Raw genomic sequence first — 17891 nt, forward strand, 5'->3', positions numbered from 1 at the left:
TGCTACAGGCACTGCATGCCCCTGTAAGAGCCGGCCTTGCCGGCAAAGCTTCTGGCTCAGACGCGAAACTGATTGATCAACCGCCGCTGCTGCTCCGCCAGCTTGGTCAGCTCCGCGCTCGCCGCGCTTGACTCATCCGCCCCGCCAGCCACTTCGTTGGCCACCTGGCCGATATTGATCACATTGCGGTTGATGTCCTCGGCCACTGCGCTCTGCTCCTCCGCCGCGCTGGCGATCTGGGTGTTCATGTCGTTGATCACCGACACCGCCCGGGTGATGCTCTCCAGCGCCTGGGCCGCCTGCGCCGCCTGTTGCACGCTGACTTCGGTCTTGCCCTGACTGTCCTCCATTACCTGCACCACATCCCGTGTGCCCTGCTGCAACTGCTGGATCATCTGCTGGATCTCTTCGGTAGCCTGCTGGGTCTTCTGCGCCAGGTTGCGCACTTCATCGGCCACCACGGCAAACCCGCGTCCCTGTTCACCGGCTCGCGCTGCCTCGATGGCCGCGTTGAGCGCCAGCAGGTTGGTCTGTTCGGCAATGGCACGAATCGCCACCAGGATCGCGTTGATGTTCTCGCTGTCGCGCGCCAGGGCCTGTACCACACCCACCGCACGGCCGATCTCCTCGGCCAGGGCGCTGATCGAGGTGGAGGTGTTGCGCACGATCTCCAGGCCCTGGTTGGCGGCCTGGTCGGCATTGCTGGCCGCTTGCGCCGCATGGGTGGCATTGCGCGCCACGTCCTGGGCGGTCGCGGTCATTTCATGCACCGCAGTGGCCACCAGGTCGATCTCGGCCATCTGCTTGTGCACGCCCTGGTTGGTGCGAATGGCGATGTCGGCGGTGTGCTCGGACGAGTCGCTGACCTTCTGTACCGACACCACCACCTGGCTGATCATTGCCTGCAGCTTGCTCAGGAATGTATTGAAGCCACGGGCGATGGCGCCCAGTTCGTCGGCGCGATCACTGCTCAGGCGCCGGGTCAGGTCACCTTCGCCCTGGGCGATGTCGTCCAGCATGCCGACCATCTGGCGCAGCGGCCGGGCGATACCGTGGGCCAGCAGCCAGATCACCAGCAGGCCAAGCCCGGCGATGCCCAGGCCGACCACGATCATGCCGGTGAGGTCGGTGCTACGCTGGGCGCTCATTTCGCGCTGCAGCGCGTCGAGGTCGGCCATCACCGCGCTGACCGGCAGTTGCAGCAGCAAGGTCCAGCGCGAGGCGGTGTTGCCCACGGCAAATGGCACGAACAGCTCGATCTGTCCGCTGGCATGGTCGATTTCGTAGTGCAGCGCCTTGCCCGACAGGTTGCCGAGCACCGCCACTTCATTGGGTTGCAGCACATCGCTGGCTTTTTTGCCGAACGTGCTCGCATCCTTGGTGTAGGCCACCACGCGTCCGTTGTTGGACAGCAGCGCCATCTCGCCCGCGCCGTCATACAGCTGGGCGTCGGCGGCCTTGAGCATATCCTGGATGAAGTTCAGCGACAGGTCGGCGGCGGCGATGCCCTGGAACTGGCCGTTGACCATGATCGGCTCGACGAACGAGGCCAGCATCACGGTCTTGTTGCCCACCTGGTACGGGGCCGGGTCGATGGCGCAGGCCTTGCCGGTCTCCTTGGAACACAGGTAGTACTCGCTGGTGCGCACGCCTGTGGGCAGCAGGGTACGGTCGTCCACATCCTGGAGTTTGTCGAGGGTCAGGCTACCGTCGTCGTTACGGTACCACCACGGCAGAAAGCGCCCGCTCTGCGGGTTGACGCCCGCCAGCGTGCTGCCTGCATAGCGGGCATCATCGTGGTCCAGCGCATTGGGCTCCCAGCCCACGTAAACGCCCAGCAACAGCGGGTTGTCCAGGGCGGTCTGCCTGAGCAGGGCGATCATCTGTTCGCGTTCGAGCTTGAGCTGCGGGTTGCCGGCAGCATCCTGCATGCCGATCAGGGCATTGGTGGTGGCCAGGCCGCGGGCGATCAGCAGCGGCGCCTCGAGGCTGCGCTGGATCTGGCTGACCTGGGTCTGGGCCAGGGCCGTCAGGCGTTGCTCGATCACTGCCTCGAACTGTTGCTGGGTGCGGTTGTGCACCAGCGTCTGGGTGCGGGCACCGGAATACACTGCGTATAGCACCAGTGCTGCAACGATGCTCAGCACGATGGCACCGGCCAGCGCGGCCACGGAAAACTGGATCGACTTGAACTTCATGGGAGCTCCGAGCGCAAAGAGGGTCGCCTGTCTGGGCGTTATCGGCGCGCCGGGGGCAAAGCATGAGTGTGGCGATGCAATTCTTCGCGAACGGCTGTAGCGCGTTTATGATGCGCGGCCTAGGATACGCCGCATGTTCGAAGGGAGTGTTTTCATGCGTAGATCAGTTGTTATCGGTGCCTTGAGCGCCAGTGTGCTGCTGGCCGGTTGCCAGGCCGTGAACACCACCAGTGGTGGAGCGGTGGGCGTGGAGCGCAAGCAGTACATGTTCAGCATGCTGTCGACCGATGAGGTCAACCAGATGTACGCGCAGTCGTACCAGCAGACCCTGGGTGAGGCATCCACCAAGGGTATGCTCGACAAGACCAGTGCCACCGCCAAGCGGGTGCAGGCCATTGCCGATCGGCTGATCGTGCAGGCGCCGAAGTTCCGCCCCGATGCGGCGCAGTGGAAATGGGAAGTCAACCTGATCAAGAGCGACGAGCTCAATGCCAACTGCGGCCCGGGTGGCAAGATCATTTTCTATACCGGCCTGATCGACAAGCTCAAGCTGACCGACGACGAGATCGCGGCGGTGATGGGCCACGAGATCGCCCACGCCCTGCGCGAGCATGGTCGCGAGGCGATGTCCAAGGCCTATGGTGTGGAGATGGCGCGCCAGGGCGCAGGTGCCCTGTTCGGCCTGGGCCAGGACAGCCTGGCGCTGGCCGACACCGTGGTGCAGTACAGCATGACCTTGCCCAACAGCCGCAGCAACGAGAACGAAGCCGACCTGATCGGCCTGGAGCTGGCGGCGCGTGCGGGCTACAACCCGAATGCGGCGATCAGCCTGTGGAACAAGATGACCGAAGCGTCGGGTGGTTCGCAGCCTGAGTTCATGAGCACTCACCCGGCTTCGAGCAGCCGTATCGCGTCGTTGCAGGCGGCGATTCCCAAGGTGATGCCGTTGTACGAGCAAGCCAGAAAATAGCGCCGTGACCTTCGCCGGCACTGCCGGCTCCTACCTGAACCTGTAGGAGCCGGCCTTGCCGGCGAATGCTTCACACGCTAGCCGGTATCAGCCCACCCACCCGCTGACCTTCATCGCCGAATACACCGCCACCAGCGCCAGCACCACGAATGCCGTGGCCGCCAGGCGACGGATCAGGGTCAACGGCAGCTTCTCGGCGGCAAAATTGCCCGCGAGCACCACCGGTACGTTGGCAATCAGCATGCCCAGGGTGGTGCCGATGATCACCATGATCAGGTGCGGGTACTGCGCCGCCAGCATCACCGTGGCCACCTGCGTCTTATCGCCGATCTCGGCAATGAAGAACGCGATCAGCGTGGTCAGGAACGGGCCGAAGCGCCGCGCCGTACTGGCTTCATCGTCATCCATCTTGTCCGGCACCAGGGTCCACAGGGCCGTGGCGGCAAAGCTTGCGGCCAGGATCCAGTGCAACGTGGCCTCCGAGAAGAAACTGCCGAACCACGCACCCACTGCACCGGCCGCCGCATGGTTGGCCAGGGTCGCGGCAACGATACCGGCGATGATCGGCCAGGGTTTGCGAAAGCGTGCAGCGAGGATGAGCGCGAGCAGTTGCGTCTTGTCGCCGATTTCGGCGAGCGCAACGATGGCGGTGGGGACCAGCAATGATTCCAGCATCAGGATTCCTACGGGGGCGGGTCGACACGGCTATGACACGTACAGCCTTCCCGCCCCGGGTAAGGTGTGCGTGTCATAGGTCTTGTCAAACCCTGGATCCGTCTGTGCGGACCGTGGGTCGTACGCGCCATGGTCTGAGGACCAAGTATGTTGACGCGTACCGGGCGAGCTGGGTGCTCGCGGGAGACTACTCCCCTAGGACGGAGCGGATTCTGCCTAGGCAAAACCGTTTGGGCAAGCGAAGTTTTTAAGTTCGTGTGGCCTGGTAGATCCGAAAGCCTTGTCCCTCGTCGCGAATCATGCAGTTGCCCAAGGCGCCTTCGATGAGCGGTTGGTACCGCAGGAAGCTGTTGGCCACAAGCCGAAGTTCGCCGCCTTTTTTCAGATGATCGGCCGATTTTTTCAGCAAGGTTTCCGAGGCGTGGTAATTGGTGTGAACCCCGGTGTGAAACGGCGGATTGCTCAGGATCACGTTCAGCTCGCGGGGCGCGGCATCGATGCCGTCACCGGCGATGACCTCCCCCTCCAGGCCATTGGCGGCCAGGGTCAGGCGGCTGCTGGCCACGGCGAAGGCATCCACGTCCAGCAGCGTTACCCGGCTTTGTGGGTAGCGGCGCTTGATCGCCGCGCCGAGTACGCCCGCGCCGCAGCCAAAGTCCAGCACATGGCCCACGGGCAGTTGCTCGAGGTTATCCAGCAGCAGCGCGCTGCCGCGGTCCAGCCGGCCATGGCTGAAGACCCCGGGCAGGCTCACGATCTGCAGCGGGCCTTCGGCCAGTGGCAGTTCGAATCGTTGCGCCAGGCTTTCCAGCGGCTGCGCCTCTGGCGGGGTGTCCACCGTGACCTGCCACAGCTGGCAATGGCGTGCACTGTCGAGCTTGCGCGGCTTGCCGAAGGCGTGCAGCTGCTTGGCCGCACCCTCGATACCCCCGCGCTTTTCACCCACCAGGTACAGCTGGCGCCCACCCAGGCGCGAGGCCAGGGCATTGAGCAGGTAGTTGGCCAGATCGCGGGACTTGGGCAGAAACAGCACGGCGCCGTCGAAAGCCACCGGCGGCACCTCCACGCCATAGTGACTGCGCCCGGCAAATCGCGCCTCGAGCGCGGCCTGGTCGCCGGCGTGCCAGCTCCAGGCGCGGGCATCGGGCAGGCTGCCCAGCAGGTCGTCGGCGGGCAGGCCGGCCAGCAACACGGGGCCTTTGAACAGCTCGGCCTGACGGAGCAACACTTCACTACGCGGGTCCATGGTCGGCGCCCCTCTGCAAAAAGTCGCGAATTCTAGCAGAACTCAGCTGACCACTCGGCGCGGGTTGCCCTGCAGGAAGGCTTCGGCGTTCTCGGCCAGTTGGCCGACGATGCGCTGGCGCGCCTCGACCGCGCCCCAGGCACTGTGCGGGGTGACCACAAGGCGCGGGATATCGCCTGCCAGCAGGGGGTTGCCATTGACCGGAGGCTCCACGCTGAGCACGTCGGTGGCGGCGCCACCCAGGTGCCCGCTGCGCAGTGCGTCGGCCAGCGCCTGCTCGTCGATCAGCCCGCCACGGGCGGTGTTGACCACGAACGCGCCGGGCTTGAGCAGGGCCAGCTCGGCGGCGCCGATCATGTTGCGGGTGCTGTCGTTGAGCGGGCAGTGCAGGGTCAGCGCATCCACCTGCGGCAGCAGCTCGGCCAGGCTCAGGCGATCATCGCGGGCCGGGCGGCCGGGCAACTGGCCGGACAGCACGCGCATGCCGAAGGCTTCGGCCAGGCGCGCCACCGCACCGCCAAGTTCGCCGTGGCCGAGCAGGCCGAGGGTCTTGCCCTCCAGTTCGACGATGGTAAAGTCGAGCAGGCAGAACTGCCTGGCCTGGGCCCATTTGCCGTCGGCCACCGCCTGCTGGTAATCGGGCAGGCGAGTGGCCAGCGCCAGCAACAGGGCCAGGGTGTGCTGCGCCACCGAGGGCGTGCCGTAGCCCTGGCAGTTGCTGACCACGATGCCTTGGGCGCGCGCGGCCTGTAGGTCGACGTTGTTGGTGCCGGTGGCCGACACCAGGATCAGCCTGAGGTCGGGGCAGGCGGCGAGGGCGGCGGCGTCCAGGTGCACCTTGTTGGTGATCGCCACGCTCGCGCCCTGCAGACGCTCGGCCACCTCGTGGGGGGCAGTGGCCGGGTGCAACTGCAGTTCATCGAAGCAGCCGCGCAGGCGGCTCAGGTCGAGGTCGCCCAGGTCCAGGGAGCTGTGGTCGAGGAATACAGCGCGGCGCAAGGTCATGGGGCAGGCTCCTGGGGTGTGGTTTGAGCAGGTAGTGGGGCATTAGAGCCTGCATCGCCGTGGGCGTAAAGCCAGGCATCCGGCTGCACGAGAGGTGACTGTGCCGATTCACTTGTAACTGTATCTTTCAGAACTGCCAGGCAGTGGGTAAGGTACGCCACCCGATCGTTTGCCAGGAGCGTCACCCCATGTACTGGGCAGAATTTCTCACCGTTGCGCTGATCCACCTGCTGGCCGTGGCCAGCCCCGGCCCGGACTTTGCGGTGGTGGTGCGCGAAAGTGTTACCCACGGTCGGCGCGCCGGTACCTGGACCGCCTTCGGCGTGGGCACGGCGATCTTCCTGCATGTGGGCTATTCGCTGCTGGGCATCGGCCTGATCGTGTCGCAGTCGATCATGCTGTTCAACGTGCTCAAGTGGCTGGCTGCGGCCTACCTGGTGTACATCGGCATCAAGGCCCTGCGTGCCCGCCCGGCGCCTGCCGGCAGCGAGAGCGTGCAGGTCTCGACCGTGGCGCGCACCCCGCGTGCCGCCTTTGTGGCAGGGTTCATGACCAACGGCCTGAACCCCAAGGCCACGCTGTTCTTCCTGTCGCTGTTCACGGTGGTGATCAACCCGCACACGCCGCTGCTGATACAGGCCGGCTACGGGGCCTACCTGGCGCTGGCCACCGGCCTGTGGTTCTGCCTGGTGGCCCTGCTGTTCAGCCACGCCCGCGTGCGCTCCGGCTTTGCGCGCATGGGCCACTGGTTCGATCGCGGCATGGGCGCGGTGCTGGTGGCGCTGGGTATCAAGATCGCCTTCACCGAGATGCACTGAGGCGGTTGATGGCCATTGGCCTGTCATCCCTGCGGGCGCGCAAATCATTCCTTTGGCTGATTTGAGCGCCCCCGTCCCGTTCTAGAGTAAGCGCCGTATTGCCATGCCTGCGTACTCGAAAAAGGGACTCCCATGCTGCAAACCAGGATTATCGCCCCCGCTGCGGGCGCTTACGAATACCCGCTGCTGATCAAGCGCCTGCTGATGTCGGGCAGCCGCTACGAGAAAACCCGCGAGATCGTGTACCGCGATCAGCTGCGCTACAACTACCTGACCCTGAGCGAGCGCATCGCGCGCCTGGCCAACGTGCTCACTGCAGCCGGGGTCAAGGCCGGCGACACCGTGGCGGTGATGGACTGGGACAGCCATCGCTACCTGGAGTGCATGTTCGCCATCCCGATGATCGGCGCGGTGGCCCACACCATCAACGTGCGCCTGTCGCCCGAGCAGATCCTCTACACCATGAACCACGCCGAAGACCGCTTCGTACTGGTCAACAGCGATTTCATCGGGCTGTATCAGTCCATCGCGCCGCAACTGACCACGGTCGAGAAGACCCTGCTGCTCACCGACGGCCCCGACAAGCATGCCGAACTGCCGAACCTGGTGGGCGAGTACGAGCACCTGCTGGCGGGCGCGGCCACCACCTACGACTTCCCCGACTTCGACGAGAACTCGGTGGCCACCACCTTCTACACCACCGGTACCACCGGCAACCCCAAGGGCGTGTATTTCACCCATCGCCAGCTGGTGCTGCACACCCTGGGCGTGGCTATCGTGACCGGCAGCATCGACAGCATCCGCCTGCTGGGCACCGATGATGTGTACATGCCCATCACCCCGATGTTCCACGTGCACGCCTGGGGCATCCCCTACGTGGCCACCATGCTCGGGCTCAAGCAGGTCTACCCGGGGCGCTACGAGCCGGAGATGCTGTGTCAGCTGTGGCGGGACGAAAAGGTCACCTTCTCGCACTGCGTACCGACCATCCTGCAGATGCTGCTCAACGCCAAGGGCGCGCAGGGCCAGGATTTCGGCGGCTGGAAGATCATCATCGGCGGCAGCTCGCTCAACCGCGCCCTGTATGAGTCGGCCAAGGCCCAGGGCATCCAGCTCACGGCGGCCTATGGCATGTCGGAAACCTGCCCGCTGGTGGCCTGTGCCCACCTCAACGAAGAGCTGCTGGCTGGCAGCGACGACGAATGCATCAGCTATCGCATCAAGGCCGGCGTGCCGGTGCCGCTGGTGGAGGCCGCGGTGATGGATGCCGAAGGCGGCTTCCTGCCGGCTGACGGCGAGTCCCAGGGCGAACTGGTGCTGCGCGCGCCGTGGCTGAGCATGGGGTATTTCCGCGAACCGGAGAAAGGCGCCGAGCTGTGGCAGGGCGGCTGGCTGCACACCGGGGATGTGGCGACCATCGACAGCATGGGCGTGGTCGATATCCGCGATCGCATCAAGGACGTGATCAAGACCGGCGGGGAGTGGGTGTCGTCGCTGGCCCTCGAAGACCTCGTCAGCCGCCACCCCTCGGTGCGCGAAGTGGCGGTGGTGGGTGTACCCGATCCGCAGTGGGGCGAGCGTCCGTTTGCCCTGCTGGTGGTGCGTGAGGGCACCAGCATCGACGCCCGCGAGCTCAAGGAGCACCTCAAGCCCTACGTGGAGCTGGGCATGATCAACAAGTGGGCAATCCCCAGCCAGATCGCCCTTGTTACCGAAATTCCCAAGACCAGCGTGGGCAAGCTGGACAAGAAGCGCATCCGCGTCGACATCAGCCACTGGCAGGCTAGCAACAGCGCATTTCTGTCCACCCTCTGAAGGCTGGCCGGTCGCGCCCTGGCGGGTGCGACCCTCGCGCCAGACACCTGCGCGCCTTGTCAAAGCGAAAAAATAGGCCATCCTTGCCGCTGCCCGCGCAGTTGGCGAGCGAATCAGCTCTTTGGGTGTAGTACCAACGTGCAAATCACACTTTAGAGGGATCAAGCACAGGTACCTGCTGGCTATAGTCGGGTCAGGGGATTTTTAGGGACGGGGGCCCGCGCAAATGACTGCGCACTGCCACGTTGGTCGACCAGCAGGCGTATTCACGTCGGTCGTTCGATGCGTTTCTCAAAGGACTCACTGCCATAAAAATAAAGTACATGGAGTAGCGTCGATGACATCAGTAAATCTGTTCTGGCGCCGGGCGAAATTGCCATTGGCCGTCAGCCTCGCTTCTACGCTCGCCGGCCCTGCATTCGGCGTCAGTTTCAACATCGGTGAAATCGAAGGTCAGTTCGACTCGTCGCTGTCCGTGGGGGCCAGCTGGTCGACGGCCAAGCCGAACCAGAACCTGATCGGCGTCAACAACGGCGGCAAGGGGCTGTCGCAGACCTCCGACGACGGCCACCTGAACTTCAAGCGCGGCGAGACCTTCTCGAAGATCTTCAAGGGCATCCACGACCTGGAGCTCAAGTACGGCGACACCGGCGTGTTCGTGCGTGGCAAGTACTGGTACGACTTCGAACTCAAGGACGAACACCGTCAGTTCAAGGATATCAGCGACTCCAACCGCAAAGAGGGCGCCAAGTCGTCCGGTGCCGAGCTGCTCGACGCCTTCGTCTACCACAACTACTCGATTGGCGAACTGCCGGGTTCGGTGCGTTTCGGCAAGCAGGTGGTGAGCTGGGGTGAAAGTACCTTCATCGGTGGTGGCATCAACTCGATCAACCCGATCGACGTTTCCGCGTTCCGCCGCCCGGGTGCCGAGATCAAGGAAGGCCTGATCCCGGTCAACATGTTCTACATCTCCCAGAGCCTGACCGACAACCTGTCGGCCGAAGCCTTCTACCAGCTGGAATGGGACCAGACCGTCGTCGACAACTGCGGCACCTTCTTCTCCCAGCCGGACATCATCGCCGACGGTTGCACCGACAACCTGCGCGTATTGTCCAGCAGCCGCACCATGACCCCGGCACAGATCGCCGGCCTGGCCAACTTCGGCGTGGACGTGAACGAGGAAGGCATCAAGGTGGCGCGCGGCCCCGACCGCGATGCCCGTGACAGCGGCCAGTTCGGTGTTGCCCTGCGCTACATGTTCGAACCGCTCAATACCGAGTTCGGCGCCTACGCCATGAACTACCACAGCCGTGCGCCGATCTTCAGCGCCACGGGGGCTTCTGCACAGGCCTACGCCATTGCCGGCATGGTCGACCCGCGCACCGGCGCCGCCATCGTGGCGGGCAACTCCAAGTACTTCGTCGAGTATCCCGAAGACATCCGCCTGTACGGCCTGAGCTTCTCCACCACCCTGCCTACCGGCACCGCGTGGAGCGGTGAAATCAGCTACCGGCCGAACGCACCGGTGCAGCTGAACACCACCGACATCCTGTACGCCGGGGTCACCCAGCTGGGCGGCACGTTCGGCAATGCCTCGCTGCTCAAGGGCCAGGCCGATACCGACCTGCACGGCTACAAGCGCAAGGAAATCACCCAGTTCCAGACCACCCTGACGCACTTCTTCGACCAGGTGATGGGCGCCAGCCGCATGACCGTGGTAGGTGAAGTGGGCGTGACCCACGTGGGCGGCCTGGAAAGCGCCGACAAGCTGCGCTACGGCCGCGATCCGGTGTATGGCCCTGGCCCGCTGCCGGATACCTTCGGCCTCAACACCTGCTCGGACATCCTCAACGCCGGCACCATCGGTGGCGCCGCGCCTGGCGGTGGTTCCTCCGCCAACCGCAGCCGCAAGTGTGAAAAGGACGGCTACACCACCAGCACCTCGTGGGGCTACCGTGGCCGCGTGATCTGGGACTACAACGATGTGTTCGCCGGGGTCAACCTCAAGCCGAGCGTGGCCTGGTCGCATGACGTGTCCGGCTACTCGCCCGGCCCGGGCGGCAACTTCGAGGAAGGGCGCAAGGCGGTCAGCCTGGGCCTGGACGCCGAATACCAGAACACCTACACCGCGAGCCTGTCGTACACCAACTTCTTCGATGGCAAGTACACCACCGTGGATGACCGCGACTTCATCGCCCTCAGCTTCGGCGTGAACTTCTAAGCACTGATCCGGGAAGACCAAGATCATGAAAGCAACCAAGAGTCTGTTGAAAATCGGTGTGCTGAGCCTGTCGCTGCTCGCCACCGGCGTGATGGCGGCGGTGTCCGCCGACGAAGCCGCCAAGCTGGGCACCAGCCTGACCCCGATGGGCGCCGAGAAGGCCGGCAATGCCGACGGTTCGATCACCGCCTGGCAGCCCCTGAGCACCACGGCCGGTTCGGTCGATGCCAAGGGCTTCCTGTCCGACCCGTACGGCAACGACAAGCCCAAGTTCACCATCACCGCGCAGAACGTCGACCAGTACAAGGACAAGCTGTCCCCTGGCCAGTTGGCCATGTTCAAGCGCTATCCGGACACCTTCAAGCTGCCGGTGTACCCGACCCAGCGTGGCTCCACGGTGCCGGACTCGGTGTTCGCCGCCATCAAGAAGAACGCCACCACCACCAACCTGGTAGCTGGCGGCAACGGGCTGGAGAACTTCCAGATCGCGATTCCGTTCCCGATCCCGAAAAGCGGTGTGGAGGTGATCTGGAACCACATCACCCGCTACCGTGGCGGTGGCGTCACGCGTGTGGTGAACCAGGCCACGCCGCAGCAGAACGGCAGCTACAGCATGGTGAAGCTCGAGGAACAGTTCATGTTCCGCGATCGCCTGAAGGATTTCGATCCGGCCAACCCTGGCAACGTGCTGTTCTACTTCAAGCAGAAAGTGACCGCCCCGCCGCGCCTGGCCGGTACCGTGCTGCTGGTTCACGAGACCCTCGACCAGGTCAAGGAGCCGCGCAAGGCCTGGATGTACAACGCTGGCCAGCGCCGCGTGCGCCAGGCCCCGCAAGTGTCGTATGATGGCCCGGGTACCGCCGCTGACGGCCTGCGTACCTCCGACAACCTGGACATGTTCAACGGTGCGCCGGACCGCTACGACTGGAAGCTGGAAGGCAAGAAGGAGATGTACATTGCCTCCAACAGCTACAAGCTCGATTCGACGAGCCTCAAGTATGCCGACATCATCAAGCCGGGGCATATCAACCAGGACCTGACCCGTTACGAGCTGCGTCGCGTGTGGCATGTGGTGGGCACCCTGAAGCCGGGCCAGCGGCACATTTATGCCAAGCGTGACTTCTACATCGACGAAGACACCTGGCAAGCGGCCGTGATCGACCAGTACGACGGCCGCGGCCAGCTGTGGCGGGTATCCGAGGCACATGCCCAGGACTACTACAACAAGCAGGTGCCGTGGTACACCCTGGAAGCCATCTACGACCTGCAGTCGGGCCGTTACCTGGCGCTGGGCATGAAGAACGAAGAGCAGAAGGCCTACAACTTCGACTTCACTGCCAGCAAGGCCGACTTCCAGCCGGCAGCGCTGCGCCAGGATGGTGTGCGCTGAGTTAGAACCTCCTCCGTGTGATCCCCAGAACGCCCCGGCTTGCCCGGGGCGTTTCTGTGTGTGGCCCGACAACAGGCCGGGAGGGGCAATGCGGGATGAATTGCGCGCAATGCCGCGCTTCGTGAGTTTTTGTCGCTTTTTGTTGTAGTCTTTTTTCCGACCTCTGCGCCAATCATCTTCAAATGTGCCGTTTAAAGCGCTAGTCTCGGCGGGTCTGTTCTGCCGAAGACTTCCAACTAAAACGAGCCGGCCATGACTGATCTGTCGCGTATGCAAGGGTTCGCCAGCCAGGCCATCAGCGCTGTGGAGGGCCGCTTCTACCGTCCACCACTGCCCGAGGGGCACGTGCCGCGCCCGCGGCTATGCCAGCGCCTGCACGCCGGCCTTAGCGGTCGACTGCTGCTGGTTTCGGCGCCCGCCGGTTTCGGCAAGAGCTCGCTGGCCGTGGAGTTCTGCCAGAGCCTGCCCGCCTCGTGGGGCAGCCTGTGGCTGGGGCTGAGCCAGCGCGACAGCGACCCCGGGCGCTTTCTGGAACGCCTGCTCGAAGGGCTGCAGCAGTTCTGCCCGGACCTGGGCAACCAGGCCCTGGGCCTGCTCAAGATGCGCCAGCGGCACCAGCCTTTTGCCTTCGAGGAGTGGCTCGACAGCCTGCTCGACGAACTGGCCCTGCACCTGCACCCGCAGAACCCGCTGCTGCTGGTGCTCGACGACTACCATCTGGCCCAGGGCCCGGTGCTCGACCGCTGCCTGCAGTTCTTCCTCAATCACTTGCCGCCTGGCCTGGTGCTGCTGGTCACCAGCCGCCAGCGTCCCGACTGGCACCTGGCGCGCCTGCGCCTGTCGCAGCAGTTGCTCGAACTCACCGAACAGGACCTGCGCCTGAGCCCCGAGGAATCCCTGGCCGTGCTCGACCAGCACCCCACCACGCTGCGTGGCCAGGCCCTGGACAACCTGATTCAACGCAGCGATGGCTGGGTCGCCGGCCTGCGCTTCTGGCTGCTGGCCGCCTCCGAGGCGGGGGTCGACACCGCCTTGCCCCACGCCCTGCATGGCGGCGAGGGGCTGATCCGCGACTACCTGCTCGAAGAAGTCATCGACTGCCTGCCGCCCGAGGTGCAGGCGTTTCTCTACGACACCGCCTGCCAGGAGCGTTTTTGCGCCGACCTGTGCGATGCCCTGCGCGAAAGCCACGACAGCGCGCAGATACTGCGTTACCTGAAGGCACACCAGGTGTTTCTGGTACCGCTGGACGAGCAGGGTCAATGGCTGCGTTATCACCACCTGTTCTCCGACCTGCTGCGCACCCGCCAGGCCAGCCAGCCGCTGGCCAGCCTGCACCTGCGCGCGTGCCGCTGGTTCCACGCCCAGGGCCTGCTCGACGAGGCGGTGGAGCAGGCCCTGCGCGCCGGTCACCTGGACGTGGCGGCCAACCTGGTGCAGAACCTGTCCGAAGAGCAACTGCTGGCCGAACAGAACGTCGGCATGCTGCTGCGCTGGAAGATGGACCTGCCCGACAGCCTGCTGATCAGCACCCCGCGCCTGATCGTGCTGTACAGCTGGGCGCTGGGGCTGGCCTGCCAGCTGGATGCGGCCGAGGAACTGGTCAGCCACCTCAGCCGGTTCCTGCCGGCGCCTTCGGCCACGGCGCAGAAGTCCATGCTGGCGCAATGGCTGGCCCTGAGCGGAATCATCGCCCGCGGTCGCGGCGACCGTCTGAAAACCCGCTCGTACTGCCAGCAGGCGCTGCGCAGCCTGCCCACCAAGCGCTACGGCCAGCGCCTGATGTGCCTGTCCACGTTGTCCAACCTGGCCATCGCCGAGGGCGATTTCTGGCACGCCCGTGGCTGGAACCGCGAGGCGCTGGAGCTGGCACGGCGGGTCGGCAACCCGTTGTTCGAGGCCCTGGCCCACTACGATCGCGCGCGGGTGCTGCATGCCCGTGGCGAGGTCCTGCGTTCGATGGAGGAGGTGCGCCACGGCCTGCAACGCCTGCAAGGGCTGTCGGCCCAGCGCCTGTACGCGGCGCGTGCGCGCCTGGCGCTGTACGAAGGCTACCTGCTGGTCGCCGGGCTGCAGCCCCAGGAAGGGCGTGCGCGCTTGCGCGCCGGGCTGGTGGAAGCGCGTGCCTGTCGCGACATCAGCGTGCTGATCGGGCATTGTGTGCTGGCCACCCTGGACGGACGCGAGGGGCGTTTTACCGAGGCCTTCTGCGAGCTGGCCGAGGCCGAGCGCCTGATGCATATCTGGGACGTGCCGCCGGTGTTCTATCTGGCCATGATCACCCTGGTCAAATGCGAGCTGTGGCTGGCCCAGGGGCGCATGGACCTGGCCGAATCCTGGCTGCTGCGCCTGGGCCAGACCTACGGTGGCGAACGTGCCGCCGTCGCACCGGAGTTCCATCCGCTGCTGCCTTTGCACATCGAACTGCAGCAGGCCCTGCTGGAACAGGCCCAGGGGCGTACCGCACAGGCCGCACAACGCCTGCAGGCGCTGACCGAGCACGGGCGCAGCAATGGCGGCCAGCTGCTCGGCACCACCGCGGTGTGTCAGCATATCGGCCTGTTGCTGGCGAGCGGTGCTGCAGAGGCGGCCGTGGTGTTGCTGCCCCAGGCCCTGGAGGCCGCGCAGGGGGGCGTGCTGCAACCCTTCCAGCGGCTGCTGGAAGATCACCCCGAGTGGATGCGCGAGCAGTTGCTGGCCCAGCCGGCGGGGCCGGTGCAGGCGCGCCTGCTGTCGCTGTTGCCGGTGGTTGATACCCCGCCGGCCCCCGGGGCGGGCACCGAGGCTCTGAGTGCGCGAGAGATGTCGGTGCTCAAGCTGATCGCGCTGGGGTGCTCCAACCAGCAGATCAGCGAGCAACTGTTCATTTCGTTGCACACCGTCAAGACCCACGCCAGCCACATCAACAGCAAGCTCGGCGTCGAGCGCCGCACCCAGGCGGTCGCCCGGGCCAAGGCGCTGGGCCTGTTGTAGCACGGCAGTCGGCCAAGTATGATGGCATCGCGCCATCACGCTTGGCGCGTTGGCTTCATGCCGCATGCTTGCGGCGCCTCAAGCAAAGTGCACGTGCTGCCGATAGCCTTTCCGAGGCCTGCAGCCGTTGACGTTGCTTGCCAAGCAGCATGCGCTGGCGATGATCGTCGCGCTGCTTGCGTCCTGAAGCCGAGCCTGTCCCTGTAGGCGCCTTGGCGCCGCTCTTCTTTCTTCCAAGTCAGGTTTTGTGGATGTTGGTGTATAGCCAAAAAAGTTTTCTGATCGTCGATGACTTCACCGACTTCCGCACGTCCGTGCGTTCGATGTTGCGGGAAATGGGTATCCGCGACGTCGATACCGCCGAGAGCGGCGAGACGGCGATTCGCATGTGCGGGCAGAAGCGCTATGACTTCATCCTGCACGACTTCCACCTGGGCGACGGCAAGAAGAACGGCCAGCAGGTGCTGGAAGACCTGATGATCGACAAGCTGATCAGCCACGAGGCGATCTTTGTCATGGTGACGGCCGAGAGCAGCCAGGCGGTGGTGCTCAGTGCCCTGGAGCACGAGCCGGACGCCTACCTGACCAAGCCCTTCAACCGCCTGGGGCTGACCCAGCGCCTGGACAAGCTGGTACAGCGCAAGACCCTGCTCAAGCCTATCTTGCAGGCGTTGGACCGTGGCCGACCGGCCGAAGTGCTGCTGGCCTGCGACAACCTGTGCAAGCAGGACCCGCGCTTCGCGCCGCTGTGCCTGCGCTACCGTGCCGACGCCCTGGGCGCCCTCAACCGGCATGAAGAGCTGGAGCGCTTTCTCAAGGCGATCCTGGCCAACCGCCCTACGCCATGGGCATACGCGGCGTTGGGCAAGCTGCTGTTCAAGCGCGGCCAGGCCGTCCAGGCCAAGGAAATCTACGAACAGGCGATCAAGGCGTTTTCGATGATGCCCGGCCTGTACGACGGCTTGGCCGACGTGCTGGCTGCCGCAGGTGAAACCCGCCGTGCCCAGTCGGTGCTCGAAGAGGCCGTACGCCTGTCGCCGCTGGCGGTCCGCCGGCAGATGCAACTGGGCAAGCTGGCCCTGGGCAACGCCGACTTCGACACCTCGTCGCGGGCCTATCGCCAGGCCGTGAGCCAGGGCCAGAATTCGCGTTTCAAAGACCCTGAAAGCAACCTGGGCCTGGCCCAGGCGCTGATCCAGAAGAACGTGGGCAACGGCCTGGATGCACGCACACGGGTGGAGCTGAACCAGGTGCTGGGCGATGTGGCCAAGGAGTACACCGACGACCAGGGCCTGCAGGTACGTGCGCGCTTGATCAAGGCCACCGGCCTGGCGCAGGCGGGCGATGCCGAGACGGCCGCCAAGCTCACCGAGGCGGCGGTTGCGCGGCTGGAGAACATGGACCAGTTCTTCTCGGCCGAAACCGCCCTGGCAGTGGCTGCGCAGTTGCAGCAACTGGGTCAGGAGGCGGCGGGCACGGCCATCCTCAAGAACTGCGTGGAAGTCTACGGTGACGACGCGAGCGTGATGCAGAGCATCGCCAAGCTGACTGACGACCCGACGATTCTGGGCGCCGGCAACGAAGCCGTCGACCTCAACCGCCAGGGCGTGCGCAGCTATCAGGCCGGCAAGGTCGGCGAGGCGCTGGAGCAGTTCCGTCGCGCGCTGGCGTTGCAGCCCAAGAACATCAGCATTGCGCTGAACACTGCCCAGGCGCTGCTGCGCATGGCCGGGGAAAACCCCTCGAGCGCCGCGCTCGAGGAATGCCGCGCGTGCCTGGCCAAGGTGGCGGGCATTCCCAATACCGATCCGCGCTACGAGCGCTATCGAAAACTGCGTATCCGGGCGGTGGGCTCATGAGCAACGATTCCCAGGGGCTGGATTTTTCCACGGTGATCGCCTCCACCGTACACGACATGAAGAACTCCCTGGCGATGCTGATGCAGGCGCACAGCCAGTGGCTGTCGCGCCTGCCGGCCGCCCAGGCGCAAGGCCCGGAGCAGGCGGTGGTGGAGCACGAGTTCGCGCACCTCAACGGCATGCTCGTGCAGCTGCTGGGGCTGTACAAACTCGGGGTCAATCAGTTGCCCATGTGCCCCGACTACCATGACCTGGACGACTTCATCGGCGGCCTGCTGGCGTCCAATCAGCCGATCATCGACAGCCGCGAGATCATTGCGCGCTACGAGATCGATGCCTTCAACCCGCTGGGCTTCTTCGACCGCGAGCTGGTCGGTTCGGTGATCTCCAACGTGATCAACAACGCCATCCGCTATGCCGGGCACGCCTTGCTGGTCACGGTGGCGGAGCAGGGCGAGCAACTGGTGCTGAGCATCAATGACGACGGCCCGGGTTATCCACAGGGCATGATCGACCGTCAGGCCGACTACGTGCAGGGCATCAACCTGCACACCGGCAGCACCGGGTTGGGCCTGTACTTCGCTGAACGCATTGCTGCGCTGCACGAGCGCAACGGTGTGCGCGGGCGCATCGAGATCGCCAATGGCGGTGCCCTGGGCGGCGGCCTGTTCCAGCTGTACCTGCCCTGAGCCAGCCGCCGGTCGGCCAGGGCGTTGCACCA

General features: G+C 65.0%; 12 protein-coding genes, 1 pseudogene and 1 riboswitch. Of the genes and pseudogenes, 8 read left to right on the forward strand and 5 right to left on the reverse strand.

Going from position 1 to position 17891, the window contains the following annotated elements; translation table 11 throughout:
• Positions 1 to 56: 56 nt before the first annotated feature.
• Positions 57 to 899 carry a methyl-accepting chemotaxis protein gene (locus KH389_RS27660; protein WP_404940702.1) on the reverse strand — a complete coding sequence of 281 codons (843 nt, stop codon included), beginning with the start codon at positions 897 to 899 and terminating at the stop codon, positions 57 to 59.
• 60 nt (positions 900 to 959) lie between these two features.
• A pseudogene (locus KH389_RS27665) lies at positions 960 to 2198 on the reverse strand (cache domain-containing protein); the annotation flags it as partial.
• Between the two features lie 154 nt (positions 2199 to 2352).
• On the opposite strand from KH389_RS27665, the gene KH389_RS04085 reads away from it, so the two are divergent.
• Positions 2353 to 3168, forward strand: coding sequence for a M48 family metallopeptidase (locus KH389_RS04085; protein WP_043864476.1), 816 nt, complete (start codon positions 2353 to 2355; stop codon positions 3166 to 3168).
• Between the two features lie 87 nt (positions 3169 to 3255).
• On the opposite strand, the gene KH389_RS04090 is transcribed toward KH389_RS04085, so the two are convergent.
• The 3 genes from KH389_RS04090 to KH389_RS04100 all read right to left on the reverse strand — a co-directional run bounded on the left by KH389_RS04090 (position 3256) and on the right by KH389_RS04100 (position 6094).
• Positions 3256 to 3843, reverse strand: a complete 588-nt coding sequence (locus KH389_RS04090) for a TMEM165/GDT1 family protein (protein WP_043864356.1) — start codon at positions 3841 to 3843, stop codon at positions 3256 to 3258.
• Between the two features lie 87 nt (positions 3844 to 3930).
• Positions 3931 to 4052: riboswitch (yybP-ykoY riboswitch) on the reverse strand.
• Between the two features lie 38 nt (positions 4053 to 4090).
• Positions 4091 to 5089 carry a class I SAM-dependent methyltransferase gene (locus KH389_RS04095; protein WP_058540649.1) on the reverse strand — a complete coding sequence of 333 codons (999 nt, stop codon included), beginning with the start codon at positions 5087 to 5089 and terminating at the stop codon, positions 4091 to 4093.
• A gap of 42 nt (positions 5090 to 5131) precedes the next feature.
• Entirely contained in the window at positions 5132 to 6094 is a 963-nt protein-coding gene (locus KH389_RS04100) for a 2-hydroxyacid dehydrogenase (RefSeq protein WP_213606918.1), read from the reverse strand.
• Between the two features lie 188 nt (positions 6095 to 6282).
• Between KH389_RS04100 and KH389_RS04105 the strand changes: the two genes are divergently transcribed.
• The 7 genes from KH389_RS04105 to KH389_RS04135 all read left to right on the forward strand — a co-directional run bounded on the left by KH389_RS04105 (position 6283) and on the right by KH389_RS04135 (position 17859).
• Complete coding sequence (locus KH389_RS04105; protein WP_043864359.1) at positions 6283 to 6912, forward strand: LysE family transporter; 630 nt, start codon at positions 6283 to 6285, stop codon at positions 6910 to 6912.
• A gap of 132 nt (positions 6913 to 7044) precedes the next feature.
• The gene (locus KH389_RS04110) at positions 7045 to 8727 is read left to right on the forward strand and encodes a fatty acid--CoA ligase (protein ID WP_213606920.1); all 1683 of its coding nucleotides are present in this window, start codon (positions 7045 to 7047) and stop codon (positions 8725 to 8727) included.
• Between the two features lie 337 nt (positions 8728 to 9064).
• Positions 9065 to 10948 (forward strand): DUF1302 domain-containing protein, encoded by a 1884-nt coding sequence (locus tag KH389_RS04115; RefSeq protein WP_043864361.1) that lies wholly within the window; start codon positions 9065 to 9067, stop codon positions 10946 to 10948.
• A 25-nt stretch (positions 10949 to 10973) separates the two neighbouring features.
• Positions 10974 to 12338: a DUF1329 domain-containing protein gene (locus KH389_RS04120; RefSeq protein WP_043864362.1), complete on the forward strand. Its 1365-nt coding sequence runs from the start codon at positions 10974 to 10976 to the stop codon at positions 12336 to 12338.
• A 252-nt stretch (positions 12339 to 12590) separates the two neighbouring features.
• A complete protein-coding gene (locus tag KH389_RS04125; RefSeq protein ID WP_213606922.1) occupies positions 12591 to 15311 on the forward strand; it encodes a winged helix-turn-helix domain-containing protein in 2721 nt (906 codons plus the stop codon).
• 251 nt (positions 15312 to 15562) lie between these two features.
• Positions 15563 to 17170 (forward strand): tetratricopeptide repeat-containing response regulator, encoded by a 1608-nt coding sequence (locus KH389_RS04130; RefSeq protein WP_043864364.1) that lies wholly within the window; start codon positions 15563 to 15565, stop codon positions 17168 to 17170.
• Positions 17167 to 17859, forward strand: a complete 693-nt coding sequence (locus KH389_RS04135; protein WP_054916226.1) for a sensor histidine kinase — start codon at positions 17167 to 17169, stop codon at positions 17857 to 17859. The genes KH389_RS04130 and KH389_RS04135 overlap by 4 nt, the downstream gene beginning before the upstream one ends.
• Positions 17860 to 17891: the final 32 nt, after the last annotated feature.

This window comes from Pseudomonas qingdaonensis (genome assembly GCF_018398475.1).
GTDB lineage: Bacteria > Pseudomonadota > Gammaproteobacteria > Pseudomonadales > Pseudomonadaceae > Aquipseudomonas > Aquipseudomonas palmensis.

Coding starts and splice junctions, on each gene's coding strand:
- KH389_RS04135 (WP_054916226.1), top strand. CDS start 17,167: ATGAGCAACGATTCCCAGGGGCTGGATTTTTCCACGGTGATCGCCTCC.
- KH389_RS04125 (WP_213606922.1), top strand. CDS start 12,591: ATGACTGATCTGTCGCGTATGCAAGGGTTCGCCAGCCAGGCCATCAGC.
- KH389_RS04105 (WP_043864359.1), top strand. CDS start 6,283: ATGTACTGGGCAGAATTTCTCACCGTTGCGCTGATCCACCTGCTGGCC.
- KH389_RS04090 (WP_043864356.1), bottom strand. CDS start 3,843: ATGCTGGAATCATTGCTGGTCCCCACCGCCATCGTTGCGCTCGCCGAA.
- KH389_RS04120 (WP_043864362.1), top strand. CDS start 10,974: ATGAAAGCAACCAAGAGTCTGTTGAAAATCGGTGTGCTGAGCCTGTCG.
- KH389_RS04130 (WP_043864364.1), top strand. CDS start 15,563: ATGTTGGTGTATAGCCAAAAAAGTTTTCTGATCGTCGATGACTTCACC.
- KH389_RS27660 (WP_404940702.1), bottom strand. CDS start 899: ATGATCAGCCAGGTGGTGGTGTCGGTACAGAAGGTCAGCGACTCGTCC.
- KH389_RS04115 (WP_043864361.1), top strand. CDS start 9,065: ATGACATCAGTAAATCTGTTCTGGCGCCGGGCGAAATTGCCATTGGCC.
- KH389_RS04085 (WP_043864476.1), top strand. CDS start 2,353: ATGCGTAGATCAGTTGTTATCGGTGCCTTGAGCGCCAGTGTGCTGCTG.
- KH389_RS04110 (WP_213606920.1), top strand. CDS start 7,045: ATGCTGCAAACCAGGATTATCGCCCCCGCTGCGGGCGCTTACGAATAC.
- KH389_RS04095 (WP_058540649.1), bottom strand. CDS start 5,089: ATGGACCCGCGTAGTGAAGTGTTGCTCCGTCAGGCCGAGCTGTTCAAA.
- KH389_RS04100 (WP_213606918.1), bottom strand. CDS start 6,094: ATGACCTTGCGCCGCGCTGTATTCCTCGACCACAGCTCCCTGGACCTG.